The organism is Microbispora sp. H13382 (genome assembly GCF_014161445.1).
GTDB lineage: Bacteria > Actinomycetota > Actinomycetes > Streptosporangiales > Streptosporangiaceae > Microbispora.
On record NZ_JABBXA010000007.1, the window covers coordinates 216,017 to 230,435 of the forward strand.

Annotated in this window: 13 protein-coding genes, 1 other RNA gene and 1 pseudogene; 8 read left to right on the forward strand and 7 right to left on the reverse strand. The window is 70.1% G+C overall.

All coding sequences use genetic code 11. The features are described from left to right. Positions 1–42: 42 nt before the first annotated feature. Complete coding sequence (locus HHX41_RS16835; RefSeq protein WP_182906690.1) at positions 43–756, forward strand: TetR/AcrR family transcriptional regulator; 714 nt, start codon at positions 43–45, stop codon at positions 754–756. 53 nt (positions 757–809) lie between these two features. On the opposite strand, the gene HHX41_RS16840 is transcribed toward HHX41_RS16835, so the two are convergent. Beyond that, positions 810–1,523, reverse strand: a complete 714-nt coding sequence (locus HHX41_RS16840; RefSeq protein ID WP_182906691.1) for a VOC family protein — start codon at positions 1,521–1,523, stop codon at positions 810–812. Positions 1,524–2,741: 1,218 nt separating this feature from the next. On the opposite strand from HHX41_RS16840, the gene HHX41_RS16845 reads away from it, so the two are divergent. Then, positions 2,742–3,734: a hypothetical protein gene (locus HHX41_RS16845; protein ID WP_182906692.1), complete on the forward strand. Its 993-nt coding sequence runs from the start codon at positions 2,742–2,744 to the stop codon at positions 3,732–3,734. Between the two features lie 307 nt (positions 3,735–4,041). Here the strand turns inward: HHX41_RS16845 and HHX41_RS16850 are convergent, their stop codons facing one another. Next, positions 4,042–4,398, reverse strand: coding sequence for an SRPBCC domain-containing protein (locus HHX41_RS16850; RefSeq protein WP_182906693.1), 357 nt, complete (start codon positions 4,396–4,398; stop codon positions 4,042–4,044). A 444-nt stretch (positions 4,399–4,842) separates the two neighbouring features. Here HHX41_RS16850 and HHX41_RS16855 point away from each other — a divergent pair, with 444 nt between their 5' ends. Both HHX41_RS16855 and HHX41_RS42325 read left to right on the forward strand, forming a co-directional pair. Beyond that, complete coding sequence (locus HHX41_RS16855; protein WP_182906694.1) at positions 4,843–5,061, forward strand: hypothetical protein; 219 nt, start codon at positions 4,843–4,845, stop codon at positions 5,059–5,061. Positions 5,062–5,223: 162 nt separating this feature from the next. Further along, positions 5,224–5,328 (forward strand): annotated as a pseudogene (locus tag HHX41_RS42325) (hypothetical protein); the annotation flags it as partial. 115 nt (positions 5,329–5,443) lie between these two features. On the opposite strand, the gene rnpB reads toward HHX41_RS42325, so the two are convergent. After that, positions 5,444–5,833, reverse strand: an RNA gene (rnpB, locus tag HHX41_RS16865) — RNase P RNA component class A. 193 nt (positions 5,834–6,026) lie between these two features. Here rnpB and HHX41_RS16870 point away from each other — a divergent pair. From HHX41_RS16870 to HHX41_RS16885, 4 genes are all read left to right on the forward strand, one after another. Next, positions 6,027–6,947, forward strand: a complete 921-nt coding sequence (locus tag HHX41_RS16870) for an ABC transporter ATP-binding protein (RefSeq protein ID WP_182906695.1) — start codon at positions 6,027–6,029, stop codon at positions 6,945–6,947. Continuing rightward, complete coding sequence (locus HHX41_RS16875) at positions 6,944–7,717, forward strand: hypothetical protein (protein WP_182906696.1); 774 nt, start codon at positions 6,944–6,946, stop codon at positions 7,715–7,717. The genes HHX41_RS16870 and HHX41_RS16875 overlap by 4 nt, the downstream gene beginning before the upstream one ends. A gap of 95 nt (positions 7,718–7,812) precedes the next feature. Continuing rightward, a complete protein-coding gene (locus HHX41_RS16880; protein WP_182906697.1) occupies positions 7,813–8,523 on the forward strand; it encodes a response regulator transcription factor in 711 nt (236 codons plus the stop codon). Continuing rightward, entirely contained in the window at positions 8,520–10,079 is a 1,560-nt protein-coding gene (locus HHX41_RS16885; RefSeq protein WP_182906698.1) for a cell wall metabolism sensor histidine kinase WalK, read from the forward strand. The genes HHX41_RS16880 and HHX41_RS16885 overlap by 4 nt, the downstream gene beginning before the upstream one ends. Here the strand turns inward: HHX41_RS16885 and HHX41_RS16890 are convergent. The 4 genes from HHX41_RS16890 to HHX41_RS16905 form a co-directional block, all read right to left on the reverse strand. Then, positions 10,045–11,268, reverse strand: a complete 1,224-nt coding sequence (locus HHX41_RS16890) for an erythromycin esterase family protein (protein WP_182906699.1) — start codon at positions 11,266–11,268, stop codon at positions 10,045–10,047. The genes HHX41_RS16885 and HHX41_RS16890 overlap by 35 nt on opposite strands. Before the next feature lie 156 nt (positions 11,269–11,424). After that, positions 11,425–12,750 (reverse strand): bifunctional RNase H/acid phosphatase, encoded by a 1,326-nt coding sequence (locus tag HHX41_RS16895; protein WP_182906810.1) that lies wholly within the window; start codon positions 12,748–12,750, stop codon positions 11,425–11,427. Between the two features lie 8 nt (positions 12,751–12,758). Beyond that, entirely contained in the window at positions 12,759–13,499 is a 741-nt protein-coding gene (locus tag HHX41_RS16900) for a zinc ribbon domain-containing protein (RefSeq protein ID WP_169980096.1), read from the reverse strand. 10 nt (positions 13,500–13,509) lie between these two features. Continuing rightward, a complete protein-coding gene (locus HHX41_RS16905) occupies positions 13,510–14,361 on the reverse strand; it encodes a Nif3-like dinuclear metal center hexameric protein (RefSeq protein ID WP_182906700.1) in 852 nt (283 codons plus the stop codon). Between the last annotated feature and the right edge of the window lie 58 nt (positions 14,362–14,419).

Consider the following 14,419-nt stretch of genomic DNA (forward strand, 5'->3'; position numbering starts at 1 on the left):
AATGGCGTTGGCATAAGCTGCCAGGCGGAGAGGAGGAGCGGCGTGCCCAAGCCCGTGGTCCCGGAACCGGCGCGCAGACGGCGCCGCCCGACGAAGAACGGAGTGGTCCTCTCGGAGGACCTGATCGTACGGACCGCGCTGCGCATGCTGCGCGAGCACGGCTCCGCCGGATTGACCGTACGGCGGCTCGGCATCGCACTGGGCGCCGACCCCAGCACGCTCTACCGCTACTTCGCCGGAATCGACGACCTGACCCTGGCCATCGGCGACATGCTCATCGGGCGTGCCATGGCCGGCTGGCGTGGCACCGGCGACTGGCGCGCCGACCTACGCGAACTGGGCCTGCTCATCCACGCCGCCTACCTCGAACACCCCCAGGCCGCCGTGCTGACCGCCAGCCGCATCAGCGGCAAGTCCCACGAAATCGCGGCCGACGAGGCCATCCTCGGGCTGCTGCGGGGTGCCGGGTTCTCCGACCGTGAGGCGGTGCGCGTCTACCACACCTTCATCGACATGACGCTGGCCTTCGCCGCGCTGGACGCGGCCTCCCTCGCGCTGCCGGAACAGGCACGCAGGGCGGACGAGGAGATCTGGCAGGCGACCTACGCCCGCCTCCCCCCGGTCACCCACCCCAACATCGCGGCGGTCGCGCCTCTGCTGATCGCCGACATGAACGACAGCGCCTACCCCGCCGCCCTGGACATGCTGCTCGACAGCGCCATGTCACGCCTCAACACCGGCTCCGGACACCCCTGACCGCAGAGCCGGACGCGCGACGGCCTTGTGCGCCATCACGTTCGAGGAAGGCACTATCGCGAGGACAGAACGCAGAACTCGTTGCCGTCGGGGTCGGCCATGACCACCCAACCGGCCTCGCCCTGACCGATGTCGATGCGCTCCGCCCCCAGCGAGATGAGACGCTCGACCTCCGCTTGCTGATCGCCGTCGGCGGATGGAGCGATGTCGAAATGCAGCCGGTTCTTCCCGTTCTTCGGCATCAGCGGCGGACCACCCCAGGTGATCTTCGGACCGCCGTGCGGCGAGCGGATCGCGGTCTCCTGGTCCTGGTCCCAGACCAACGGCCAGCCCAGCGCTGCGCTCCAGAAATACCCGACCTCCTGCGAACCGTCGCAGGAGACCGCCCCGATGAATCCGCAGTCGGCGAGGAACTTGTTGTCCGGGCCGATGACGCAGAACTCGTTGCCTTCGGGGTCCGCGAGCACGACGTGATCGTCCTCCGGGCTCTGCCCGATGTCGATGTGCCGGGCGCCGAGTTCGAGCGCCCTGGCCACCGTCTGCTGCTGGTTCTCAAGGGATGTGCTCGTCAGATCGAAGTGCGCGCGGTTCTGACCGGACTTCTGCTCCTGGGTCGGCAGGAATCGAATCCGGAACCCGGTGTCATCGCTCGGCAGGAGCGCGATGTCATCCTCGGCCGTCTCCCAGCCCAGAACACCGGCCCAGAAGCGCGCGAGACGGAGCGGATCGTGCGCGTCGAAGCAGAGCGCGACGAGGTGACAGGTCATGCCGCTCCGCACCTCCAATTCGAATGCAAAGCCGTCGGCAGGGCACGTCCTCCGCGCCCATAAAGAAGACCAAGGCTAGGCGCTCCGGGACACGCCACGCGAAGCATTTTCCGCAGGGCGATCTCGCCGCGTACGCGTTCCCGATCGCCGTGCCTTCCGCGCCCGGTCTCCGAGACGAGGCCTGAGCTGGGGCTTGTGGTTCAGCACGTGCCGGCCGTTTCGGAGGTCTCTCGCGTTCCGCCGCAACAGCGGTGGCGTCTCAGTCGTCCTCCCTGGCAGCCTCCAGGCTTCCCGGCAGCCTCCGGGCGAGGCCTACTGCCGTGCCACGGGCGGCCCGCGCCTCGTCGCCGAGGCGGCCTGACGGGCTCACGGCTGTAGGGCGCTCACCCTGCCGGCGTTCCCTGCCGGGTCACCGCGGCTCTCTGAGCGATCCGCCGTCTGCCAGTGGCGCGGGTAGGCCGGTCGCTGCTCCGGATGCCGGGGCCGCCACCGGTCCAGGTGTGAGCCGGGCTGGGGAGGCCGGCGATCCGAGCGGACCACCGAGGACGCGGGCACGCAGTCGTACTGCGGGCACGGTGTGGTGAAGCACTGCTTGGGCGAGGGCACGCAGACGCGCCCCGGGCCACAGTTGACCGCCGCACACGGCGATCCGGGACTACACGCAGTGGACTCTTGCCCGGCCGGCGCGGCGGCGATGACCGCCCGTGCCGACAGAACTCCCGGCGACTCGTCGGCCCAGGCATCGGCCATGGCGGTTGGCGATGTCGCCACGGCCACGCCCACTATCAGGATCAGTTTTCGGAGCATGTCTCCCCCGGCTGTGGTGATCGCTTCTACCCTCGCGATGCTCGCACCGGCCGCGCCCGCTGACGGCAAAACGGCTCCCAGCAAGTCGCATGACTTGCCGAAAGCCCACGCGGGCGATGACCGGGACTCTGTCGCAGCCCACGAACGCCCATAAGCGCCCGCCGGTGCCGTACCGAACTGGTGCCGCCTCGACGGACTACCCGAAAGGAATGTAACGAGCGCGAAGAACCTATCGATCTACCTAGTGCACCGTGTATCGACTATTCCCGCCTCCCGAGGTCGCCGCCGGAGGATATGCCACGTCGTCAAACATCGGAAAAGACGCGGGGTTCGCCTGTGAAACTAATTCTCATCCGAGTGCGCAGGTCCATCCGACCGCTCTTCGTTCTAATCGTTGTCACACTTGTCACAGTGGCTTTCATATGGATAGATGGAATAAACACCACCTGGGGAAAAGTAATATTGACGGGCCTTGCCGGGGGAGCTTTCACGCGAATCGCGTTCGATTCCGTCAGGGTACTGAAACTGCTCTTCATTTTCGGCAAGTACTCGAGACCGTCGCACACAAAACATTATCGCGACATCCTCGGCCCGCTCATCGGCTCCCAGAAGGAGTACTGTCTTATACTTCGCCCGTTCGGAAGTGATGGCGAAATCATCATCCCCCACATTGGACGCATTCCACAGAACGGCATCAGCGCAACATCCACCATGGAACAGGTCATCGCCCGCAAATGCTACAAGCAGCTCGGCTTCAGAACTTACACAATAGTTGATCAGAACCGACGGCTTGCTCCCCCCGGCCCGGTTTATCTGCGCGCATCGAATGACGAGTGGAAGGTCGCGGCGAAGGAACTCATCCTCCGAGCACACACAATCATGTTGGTTGTCTCGCCTCATCAGGATGTTCGCGAATCCCTCTGGTGGGAGCTGAAATGTATCGTCGAACACGACCTGAAGACGCGGATGCTCCTGCTGTTACCGCCTCCCAGCCAGGACCACGCGGTGTACACGAACGCGAGGCGGCAGACATGTGTGATCTTGGCGGCTCTGGACGACTACCTGTGCTTCAACGATGATCCGGTCGATCTGCACGGCAACGCCAATCCAACTAGACTCAGCGATCGCGTTGAGTATTACGAGAGCAATCTCCCGCCGTTTCTTCATGCCGTCCAGTTCACACCGAGCCGGGATGAGGATGACGAATCCGAGACGACCTGTTGGTCCATCGAGCCCAATAAATCCGGCGTCCTACGCACGAGGGCGACAGTCAAGAACTATGAAGGCGTCATCGAACAAATGCTCACGGCAAACACCCGACGCCTGTCCAAGCTTGGATTCTCATCCCGCTACCCGTGGCCGCGTGGATACAGATCCGCACCGGATCCGGACCGGAAGATGTGAAGGTGGACCAGTCCGCCTGCAGGGCAGGGATCTAATTGCGCGCGCTCTCCACCTGCACGGATTCGCTTTGAATCAACAAGCGACCTGCACGCTTGCGCTCGTTGCCATCGCTTGCCAGCACTTCCCTGAGCCATGTGCCCCGCAGTGCCCCAGACCCGTCGTGCCTCGAATCCGGCTTCCGCTTCTCGACGAGAGCCAGTCACAATGCGGCGCTGCTCCTGCGTGGTGTCCTACGACGCGATCGACGAGGGACAGCACGATCACCAGTGAGGCGGATAATCGGCGTCGTCACGCAGCGATTCCGGCCCTACTGGCCGAAGGAGAAGCGGAGCTGAGCGTTTATCAAGAAATTGAGCCGGTGGCGCAGATGACCGATCACAGCCTGCTCCGGAATTTCTCCAGGCGTCAACAGCGTCCAGCACAGTTTGCATCCGTTCTCGGCCGGCCGTATATCGAACCGGATCTCATCGTCGGGCCTCTCAGGCCACAAGGACGACCAGACCACGAGTTCCGGCTCCACCGCCTGAAGGATGCGGGGCTCAACCTCGCCGGGACGCAGATCAAGCCATCGCCGTCCACCAGGTCGCCATGGGTCGGCCAGACTCTCCCACACGATGTGGGGAGGCGGCGGTTGGTTGCGCTCTCGCGAGCCCAGCTCGATCACTTCGACAGACTAGTAAGGGAATGTGACCAGTGCAGCCCTCGTACGATCGCGTCGGTCCGCGAGGCCAGTGCATTCGCAGGCGCCTGCGCTACCTGCCCGAGGATGTAGCAGAGAAGTGGCGGTCGCCGACCGGTGGCACAAGTTTCCACCTGAAGAGAGGTGAGCCTGTCTGCCCCGAACACAAGCGGGGCCCCGCACGGGAGCACGGTCGTGGTGATGTGCCACGAGCAGGAGTGATCGGAGAGTCGGCCCAGATCAGAGGGTCTTAAGATGGACGAGTCGGCCTGTAGGCCGGGTTCGAATTTCCCACGCTCTCTACCTGCGGCGAATCGCTCTACCTCTTAAGCGACCTGCGGGAACGCTCTCGTTCGTGCTCATCGCTTGCCAGTGTTTTCCGCCGCCATGTGCCCCCGGAGTGCCCCGGCCCGCCCATACAATCCAGACGTGTCAGACTCCCGCATTCGCCGCCGAGCTTTGATGCGTCTCACTCTGTGGTGGGCTGCTTCTTACGTCGCTACGTTGGGAGCGCGCCTCTTTGCCGACAATGCGTCCCTTGCGGACTCTTTGGTGACGAGCACGGGCACGTTGATCTTCGCCATCCCGTTCGGCATCGTCGCATGGTGGCCGGAACTCCGCCGCCGAGAGCCTGAAGACAAGAACTGATTCGTCCTAGCGGACGGCCTGGGGCGATTATCCGGCTCATACCGTGAGCTGGCTTTCGGTGTTCGCCGGTCCTCATCATTTCGCGCTGTTCTCGCGCTCGTGTGCCCTGGCTGTGCCCTGCGAGCCTGGTAGGTCTCGCCTGTCTGAAGCACGACCTTTCACGACCTGCGGCACACCTTCGCGAGCACGGCCCTGGCCGAGGGCGTTCCGATCTCCGAGGTGTCCCGGTGGCACGGTCATGAGTCGATCACCACGACGGTCGATCTCTACGGGCATCTCGTGCCGGAAGCCTTCGAGCGGGCTCGTACGGCGATCGATTCGGCATTCCGGTCCGCCCCGAGGAGGAGGGCCCGGGAATCTGCCCAGATCAGAGGGCGGAAGGTGGACGAGTCGGCCTGTAGGCCGGGTTCTGTGGTCAGCCACAAGGGCTGACCGGCGGCCATCCATCTAGGACCGCCGTTGCCGGCGGCCTCAAGCGGTCTACCCGCGCGGCTCGGGCGGGCAGCCCTCGAACGTCGCGCGCGGGACGTTCCGGAGAACGTCCCTTCTTGACCTTGCTCCGGGTGGGGTTTACCGAGCCGCCCACGTCACCGTGGGCGCTGGTGGTCTCTTACACCACCGTTTCACCCTTACCCCCGTGAAGGGGCGGTCTGTTTTCTGTGGCACTGTCCCGCGGGTCGCCCCGGGTCGGCGTTACCGACCACCCTGCCCTGTGGAGCCCGGACCTTCCTCGGCAGGGCCGAAGCCCTGACGCGGCCGCCCGGCCGGCTCGTCCACCGTGAAGGTAAGCCTAGCGGCTCCCGAATCATTCCCCGGCCCGGCCGGCGGTCATGTGAAGACCCTCTGAGTTCGCCCGGGAGACGGAGACGTGAGGCCGCACCGGCGCAGGTCGCGGGCGGACCGCTCACAGGACTCGCACAGAACCTCTCAGAGACCACGCAGACCGGTGGGCGAGTCTGCGTCCCATGATTGAGTTGCGGCAACTGACGAAGAGGTACGGCGAGGTCGCCGTCGTGGACGGCCTCAGCTTCGACGTACGGCCGGGCGCCGTCACCGGCTTCCTCGGGCCGAACGGCGCGGGCAAGACGAGCACGATGCGGATGATCCTCGGGCTCGACAGGCCGACGAGCGGGAGCGCGACGATCGGGGGGCGACGCTACGCCGACCTGCCCATGCCCCTGCGGGAGGTGGGGGCACTGCTCGACGCGCACGCCGTGCACCCGCGCAGGACCGCGTTCGACCATCTGCTCTCCCTGGCGTACGGCAACGGCATCGGACGGCGCCGGGTTGAGGAGGTGCTGGGGCTCGTTGGCCTGGCCGACGTGGCGGGCCGTCGCCCCGGTGGATTCTCCCTGGGGATGAAGCAGCGGCTCGGCATCGCTGTGGCGCTGCTCGGCGACCCCCCGGTGGTGCTGCTCGACGAACCCGTCAACGGGCTGGACCCCGAGGGCATCCGGTGGATCCGCACGCTGACACGGAGCCTGGCCGCGCAGGGCCGGACCGTCCTGCTGTCCAGCCACCTGATGAGCGAGATGGCCCTCACCGCCGACCATCTCGTCGTCATCGGCCGCGGGCGGCTGATCGCCGACACCGGGCTGGAGGCCTTCGTCCGCTCGGCCGCGCGGCAGGCGGTGCTCGTGCGCACTCCCGACGCGCCGCGGCTCGCCTCCCTGCTCCGGGAGGCCGGCGCCGTCGTACGGCCCGGCGCCGGGGGCGGCCTGACGGTGACCGGGCTGTCCGGCGCCGAGATCGGGGGTCTCGCCGGCGCGCACGGAATCGTCCTGCATGAGCTCACGCCGTGGCGGGCCTCCTTGGAGGAGGCCTATCTGGAGCTCACCGGCGACAGCGTCGAGTTCGCCTCGAGTCCCGCCGGAGCCGTCTCATGACCGCGTACGGCGTGCTGCGCTCGGAGTGGGTGAAGTTCCGCAGCATCCGGGCCATGCTCGGCTGCCTGGCCGGGGCTGTGGTCGCCGCCGGGTCGTACGGCTACCTGTTCGGCATGGCCGCCGCACGCGACTACCTCGCCGCGCCGGCCGCGGACCGGGCGGCCTTCGACCCCACGGAGACGGCCTTCCGCGCTCTCGTGCTGGTGGGAGTGCTCATCAGCGCGGCCGGCGCGCTGACCGTGACCTCCGAGTACGCCTCGGGGACGATGCCGGTCAGCGTCACCGCCGTGCCCAGACGCGGGCTCCTCCTCGCCGGCAAGGGGGCCGTCGTCGCGCTGGCCACGCTCCTCACCGGGCCGCCGCTGGCGCTCCTGTCGCTGACGCTCAGCCAGGCGGCGCTCGCGGCGCGGGGCGTGCCGAGCGTGGGACCCGGTGATCCGGGAGTGCCGGGGGCGCTGCTGGGCGCGGGCCTGTTCACGGGCCTGATCGGCCTGTACGGCATGGCGCTCGGGTTCCTGCTGCGCAGGTCGGCGGGGGCCGTCTCGCTCGGGACGTTCCTGCTGGTCCTGCCCGGCATGGCGGGCCTGTTCCCGGAGGCGGTGGCCAGGTGGATCGTCACCTGGTGGCCGAGCGCGGCGGGCGCGAGGCTCTTCGCGGTCCATCCCGGCACGGAGGGGCTCGCGCCGCTCGCGGGCGCCGGGGTGCTCGCCGCCACCGTGCTCGGCCTGCTCTGCGCCGCCGCCGCCCTCTTCCACCGGCGGGACGCCTGAGGTCCACCGGCGGGACACCTGAGGCGATGTGCCCTGTACGCCGGGCTTAGCACCGCGTACCTATTCTTCCGCTGATCGGCGAAGGGAGGCCGGAGGTGGACGGGCGGCACCTGCTGGTGGTCGACGACGAACCCGTGGTGCGGGAACTGCTGGCGGCCACGCTCCGCTTCGCGGGATACGAGGTGACCTCGGCCGCGACCGGGTCGCAGGCCCTGGACACCGCGCGGGGCACGCCGCCCGACCTCGTGCTCCTCGACGTCATGCTGCCCGACATGGACGGCTTCGAGGTCATGCGCCGTCTCCGGACGCTGCCCCGCCCGCTGTCCGGCGGCCGTCCGGGTCAGGTGCCCGTGCTCTTCCTGACCGCGCGCGACACCACGCAGGACAAGATCAACGGACTGCGTCTGGGTGGCGACGACTACGTGACCAAGCCGTTCGACCTGGAGGAACTGCTGGCCCGGATCGAGGCCGTGCTCAGGCGGGCCGGAGCCGCCCCCGAGGACCGCACGCTGCGGGTGGCCGACCTGGAACTCGACCCGGAGGGCCATCAGGTGGCCCGGGCGGGCACCCCCGTGCGGTTGTCGCCGACCGAGTTCCGCCTGCTGCACTACCTGGTGCTCAACGCCGGGAGGGTAGTGTCCAAGGCGCAGATCCTGGAGCACGTCTGGCGGTACGACTTCGCCGGAGACTCCAGCATCGTGGACACCTACGTGAGCTATGTGCGCCGCAAGATCGACAGAACCGGGCCCAAGCTGATCCACACGATGCACGGGATCGGATACGTGCTGCGCGGGCCACACCCATGACGGCGCGCACGAGGCGTCCGTCGCCGCGCTGGGGGAGCCTGTCGCTGCGTGGACGGCTTCTGCTCACCACCATGGCCCTGCTCGCGGCCGGTCTCGCCGTCAGCGGCGCGGTCGCGGTCGCCACGCTGCGGGCCCACCTCATCGAACGCGTGGACCGGCAGCTCACGCCGATGGCGACGGTGCTGTCGCGGATCCCCGCCCGGCTGATCGCCGGACCGTCCGCGCCGCAGAGCCCGCAACTGCCGGGCACCCTGCCCGGGATGGACCTGATCGACCAGGTGTACATCGCCTACCTGCGCGCGGACGGCGCCGTCGAGCAGGAGGGCGGTCCGTGGCTACAGGACCGGCTGCGGGACGGGCTGCCGGATCGGGGCCCGGCGCTCCCCCGGCTCGACAGCGCCGAGGTCGAGCGGCTGGGCGGGCGGCCGTTCGACGTGACCGGCCCCGAGGGCGGCAAATGGCGGGTCGTCGCCGTCCTGCGGCCCGCCACCGCGTCGACGCCGGCGGCGGCATCCGGCAGCGTCGTCGTGGCGGCGTCGCTCGGCGGGGTGCGGTCCACCGTCGGCCGCCTGACGACGGTCTGCGCGGCGACCGCGGCGGCGCTCGTGACGTCGCTCGCCGTCATCGGTTGGTTCGCCGTACGCCGGGGGTTGCGGCCGCTGCGGCGGATCGAGGAGACCGCCGCCGCCATCGCCGGGGGCGACCTGTCCCGGCGCGTCCCCGCGCTGGCCGCGCCCCGGACCGAGGTCGGCCGGCTGGCGGCCGCCCTGAACGTCATGCTCGGCCAGCTGGAGACGGCCTTCGCCGAGCGGGAGCGGGCGCAGGCCCGGATGCGCCGCTTCGTCGCCGACGTCAGCCACGAGCTGCGGACCCCGCTCTTCGGCATCAAGGGGTTCGCCGAACTGCACCGGATGGGCGGGCTGCCCGACGCCGACCTCACCCTCGACCGTATCGAGAGCGAGGCGGGCCGCCTGGTCCGGCTCGTGGAGGACCTGCTCCTGCTCGCCCGTCTGGACGAGGGCGAGAACGCCCTGCCCATGGATCTCGCGCCCATGGACCTGCGGACGCTCGCCGCCGACGCCCACCACGACCTGCGCGCGCTGGACCCCGGACGGGAGGTCGCGCTGACCGGGCCGGACGGCGGGCCGCCGGGTGCGGCGCCGGTTCACGGCGACGAGGCGCGGCTGCGCCAGGTGGTCTCCAACCTCGTGGGCAACGCCGTCGCCCACACCCCGCCGGGCACGCCGGTGCGGATCGGCGTCGGCACGGCCGGCGGGGACGGGGTCCTCGTGATCGCCGACGAGGGGCCGGGGATGCCCGCGGAGGAGGCCGCCCGGGTGTTCGACCGCTTCTACCGGGTGGACGACTCACGCAGCCGCACCGGCGCCGGAGGCGCCGGGCTTGGGCTGGCCATCGTCCGCTCGATCGTCGCCGCGCACGGGGGCCGGGTGGACCTGCGGACACGGCCCGGCGCCGGAGCCGCCTTCCGCGTCGTGCTGCCGGGCGCCGCGTCGGATGCCCTCACCCGTACGGCCGGGCGCGCTGGCCGCGCGTGACGTCCTTGACGAACACCATCCCGTCGTAGCCGGGCAGGTGGGCCGGGTCCAGCGGGGCGTAGCCGAACCAGGGGGACTCGCGGGGGGCGGGCGGCGCGTCGGCGAGGGCGGCGGCCAGCCGGCGGACGTCGACGACGTAGCGCTCCTGCGGGAGCGCGTACAGGAGCCCTTCGAGCGTGTCCGCCGGCGGGGTGTCCACCCCCTGGTGCCGGATCGTGCCGAGGGCCATGGACAGGAAGGCGTACCCCTCGCCCAGATGCGCGTCCGCGATCGCGCCGGAGCTCCACCACTCGAACGGCACGTCGCCCATCCGCATCGTGCTCCTGTCCCGCTGGAGATGGCTGTTGTGGGCGTACACCAGCACCGGGCCCCGCTCGGCGACGGCGAGGAGGTTGGCGGCGATCATCGAGCTCCGCAGGCCCAGTAGCCGCGGCATGCGGCCCGGTGACGTGTCGGCCATCCAGTAGTGGTAGCGCAGCAGGCCGGTGGCGGCGCGTCCGTACAGGCGCGCCCGGTCCCACTCGTCCTGCGTGGACGTCGCGAGCAGGCGCGGCGTCTCCGCGTCGAGCAGCGCCACGAGATCGTCGGCGAGCAGTCGCAGCTCCCCGGCCTCGGCCGACCGCCCCACGGATCGGGACGGATCCATCATCGTGGCGGGATCGGCCCAGCGGTCGTCGGCGCCGAGCAGGCGGTCGAGCGTTTCCGCATCGCAGGGGAGCATATCCGCGCCCACCCGGGCCGCGAGGTAACCGTGGAGAGCGGTGAGAGCCTGCCGGGGGCTCGCGGCGTGGCTGATCTCCAGCGGGCCGTCGAGACCGGCGAACCGCAGCCGCTCGCCCGCGGGCCGGCCCTCGTTGTACGCGCGCATCCAGCGCACGAGCTCGTGGTTGGCCGAAAACGCACCCCACCCGTGGCTGATGCCGCGCTCCACGACCTCGTCGAGGATGCCCGCGCCCAAGGCGACGTGGTCGTCCACGACCAGGCCCATCAGGCAGTCGCTCTCGAGCGCGATCGTCCGGTAGCCCTCCTGCTCGACGAGCTGCCGGAACAGCTCGTTACGCAGGTCCAGCAGTTCGTTGTCGCCATGGGTGGGCTCGCCGAGGGCGAGCACCCGCGGCCGGGCCGGGAGCAGCCTCATGACGGAGGCGGCGTCGACGGCGTGGACGGTGTCCGTGATGTCGATAGCCATACCTTCAACGGTATCGTTGAACTAATTCGTGAAGACTTCTCCGCCGATCCACCAGGACCAGAGGAAGAAACCCTCAAATCACGGGTTCAAGCCGGTCGGCGGGCGCACGGACCGGTTGGGATGCGAGATGTGCCGGAGTGATCCCTGTGGAGGGGCTCAGGAAAGGTGCGCGGTGTCGTTCAGCGCGCGTACGACCGCGGGCCCGTCGGCGTAGTAGTCGATCACCGACAGGCAGGCCAGGTCGAGGTGCATCCGGTAGAGGGCCTCGGGCGGCGCGCCCAGCGCGAAGCGGACGAGCATCTTGATCGGGGTCACGTGGGAGACCACGACGACGCTGCGGCCCTCGTGGGCCTTCACGATGCGGTCCCTGGCCTGCTCGACCCGCCGCGCGGTCGCCGCGAAGCTCTCCCCGCCGGGCGGGGCGACGTCCGGGTCGGCCAGCCAGTCCGCCAGTTCCCGGGGCCAGCGCTGCTGGATCTCGGCGAACGTGTGCCCCTCCCACGCGCCGAAGTCGGTCTCCCGGAGATCGTCGTCGACAAGCACCGTGAGGCCGGTCCCGGCGGCCACCGCCTCCGCCGTCTGCCGGGCGCGGGTGAGCGGGGAGGTGACGATCACCTCGACCTCGTACGGCTGACGCGACAGGCGCAGGGCCGCGGCCTCGGCCTGGGCGAGCCCGGTGGCGGTGAGCGACGGGTCGCCGAGCCCGGAGAAGCGCTTCTCCACCGACAGCGGCGTCTGCCCGTGCCGGAGCAGGAGCAGGGATGTGGCGACGCGCGTGGCCCGGGGCATCCATCCGTGCCCGCGCCGGTCATGGGAGGTGGCGGTTCCGGCCGCCGTGTCCTCGGTCCTACCGGCTGTGCCCGCGTCCGTCGCGCGTCCGCCGGCGGTCCCCGCAACGGTCGCGCCGGAAGTCACCGTACGCCCATCGGCGACGGCCGGGGCAGGGGCGCCGAAAGCCTCGTCGAACAGCGTGGGCGCGTCGGTGTTGGGCGGCTCGGCCCCGGGCTCGACGGCCGGGACGGCCTCTGGCGCGGAGGTGATCTCGCTCGCCTGCCAGGTCTCCCCCCGGGCCGCGGCGTCCATCGCCTCGTTGGCGAGCCGGTCGGCGTGGCTGTTGCGCTCGCGCGGAATCCACGTCCAGGTGACGCGGAAGCGCCGGGCCAGGCCCGCCGCCTCCAGGGCGAGCGGCCGCAGGCCCTCGTGCTTGACCTTCCAGCGGCCGGCCATCTGTTCGATGACCAGCTTGGAATCCATCCGCACCTCGACCCGCCCGCCCTCGGCGCCGAGTGCGAGCAGTGCCCGGAGCCCGGCGATGAGCCCGCGGTATTCGGCCACGTTGTTGGTCGCGGTGCCGATCGACTCGGCGGCCTCGGCGAGCACCCGCCCGGCGTCGTCCTTGACCACCGCGCCGTACCCGGCCGGGCCGGGGTTGCCCCGCGACCCGCCGTCGGCCTCGACGACGTAACCCCCCGTCGCGCCCATCGCCGCCGTCACAGCCCCGACTCGGCCGTACGCACCAGGATCCGGCGGCACTCCTCGCAGCGGACCACCTCGTCGTGCGCGGCGGCCCGGATGCGGTTGAGGTCGGCGATCGACAGGCTCGTCCGGCAGCCGAGGCACCGGCCGCCGTGCAGCATGGCGGCGCCGACGCCACTCTGCTCGCGCATCTTCTCGTACAGCGCGAGCACGTCGGCCGGGACGTCGGCGGTGATCGCGGACCGGCCGCCGGCCAGCTCGCCGTGCTCCTTGTCGATCTCCGCGAACGCCGCGTCGCGGCGGTCCTCGGCGGCGCGCAACGTGCCGGTCACCTCGTCCCGCTCCGACTTGAGCGTGGCGACCCGGGCGTCGGCCGTCTCCCTGCGTTCCATGATCTCCAGCACGATCTCCTCCAGGTCCGACTGCCTGCGCCGCAGGGAGACGATCTCGGACTGGAGGCTCGCCAGGTCCTTCGGCGAGGAGACCTGCCCGGAGTCGAGGCGCTTGGTGTCCCGGTCCACCCGCACGCGTACGGCGTCGACGTCGGACTCGGCCTTGGCCTGGTCCCGGGCGAGGTCGCCGGCCTCGGTCTCGGCGGCGATGATCTGCGTCGAGACCCGGGCCAGCCTCTTGGACAGCTCGTCGATCTCGGCGAGCTCCGGCAGGCTGCGGCGGCGGTGCCGCAACCGGTCGAGACTCGTGTCGAGCTCCGCGAGATCGAGCAGACGCTTCTGTGCTTCCGGTGCGGCCTTCATCCCAAATCCCTCAAGATGCTCGGGGGTCCAAGTCGGTGATCGTCGCCGTCCAGGCGTCGGTGACGGCGTCGGAGACGCGCGCCTCAACAGTAATGCCCCCGGCCGCCAGCACTGACGTCAGACGCCGGGCGGCGTCCGCGAGCCACGGCCATTCTGTGGCCCAATGGGAGGCGTCGACCAGCGCGGGCCCGTCCGCCTCCAGGTGCTCGCTGGCCGGGTGGTGCCGCAGGTCGGCCGTCAGGAAGACGTCCACGCCCGCGGCCCGTGCCGTCCCCAGCAGCGAGTCGCCCGCGCCGCCGCAGACGGCGACCGTACGCACCGGCCGGTCGAGATCGCCCGCGACCCGCAGTGGGCCGGCCGTACGGGGAAGCCCGGATGCGGCCAGCGCGGCGAACTCCCGCAGCGGCATCGGGGCGGGCAGGTCGCCGACGCGGCCGAGCCCGCGGCGCGGGTCGGCGACGGAGGGCTGGAGGGGCCGCAGGTCCCCGGTCAGGCCGACGGCCCGCGCGAGCGCGTCGGAGACCCCGGGGTCGGCGACGTCGGCGTTGGTGTGCGCGGCGTAGAGCGCGGCGCCGCCGCGGATGAGCCGGTGCACGACCCGGCCCTTGAAGGTCGTGGCGGCGACGCTCGTGGTGCCGCGCAGGTAGAGCGGATGGTGGGTGACGACGAGGTCGGCCCCCCAGTCGAGGGCCTCGTCCACGACCCCGGCGACCGGGTCGACCGCGAACAGGATCTTCCGTACGGCCTGCTCCGGGTCGCCGCAGACGAGGCCCACCGCGTCCCAGGATTCGGCCCACGAGGGGTCGTACAACGCCTCCAGGCGTTCGACCACCTCGGCGAGGGTGCAGGAGATCGATTCCACCCGCGCACACTACAGCCTGCTGGCGGAACGTTCCGGGAAGAGTAACGTCCCCTTTGAC

What these genes read in the sequence shown, in the direction of transcription:
- HHX41_RS16840 (WP_182906691.1), bottom strand. Translation starts at nt 1,523, where the DNA reads ATGACCTGTCACCTCGTCGCGCTCTGCTTCGACGCGCACGATCCGCTC.
- HHX41_RS16870 (WP_182906695.1), top strand. Translation starts at nt 6,027, where the DNA reads ATGATTGAGTTGCGGCAACTGACGAAGAGGTACGGCGAGGTCGCCGTC.
- HHX41_RS16875 (WP_182906696.1), top strand. Translation starts at nt 6,944, where the DNA reads ATGACCGCGTACGGCGTGCTGCGCTCGGAGTGGGTGAAGTTCCGCAGC.
- HHX41_RS16885 (WP_182906698.1), top strand. Translation starts at nt 8,520, where the DNA reads ATGACGGCGCGCACGAGGCGTCCGTCGCCGCGCTGGGGGAGCCTGTCG.
- HHX41_RS16890 (WP_182906699.1), bottom strand. Translation starts at nt 11,268, where the DNA reads ATGGCTATCGACATCACGGACACCGTCCACGCCGTCGACGCCGCCTCC.
- HHX41_RS16895 (WP_182906810.1), bottom strand. Translation starts at nt 12,750, where the DNA reads ATGGGCGCGACGGGGGGTTACGTCGTCGAGGCCGACGGCGGGTCGCGG.
- HHX41_RS16900 (WP_169980096.1), bottom strand. Translation starts at nt 13,499, where the DNA reads ATGAAGGCCGCACCGGAAGCACAGAAGCGTCTGCTCGATCTCGCGGAG.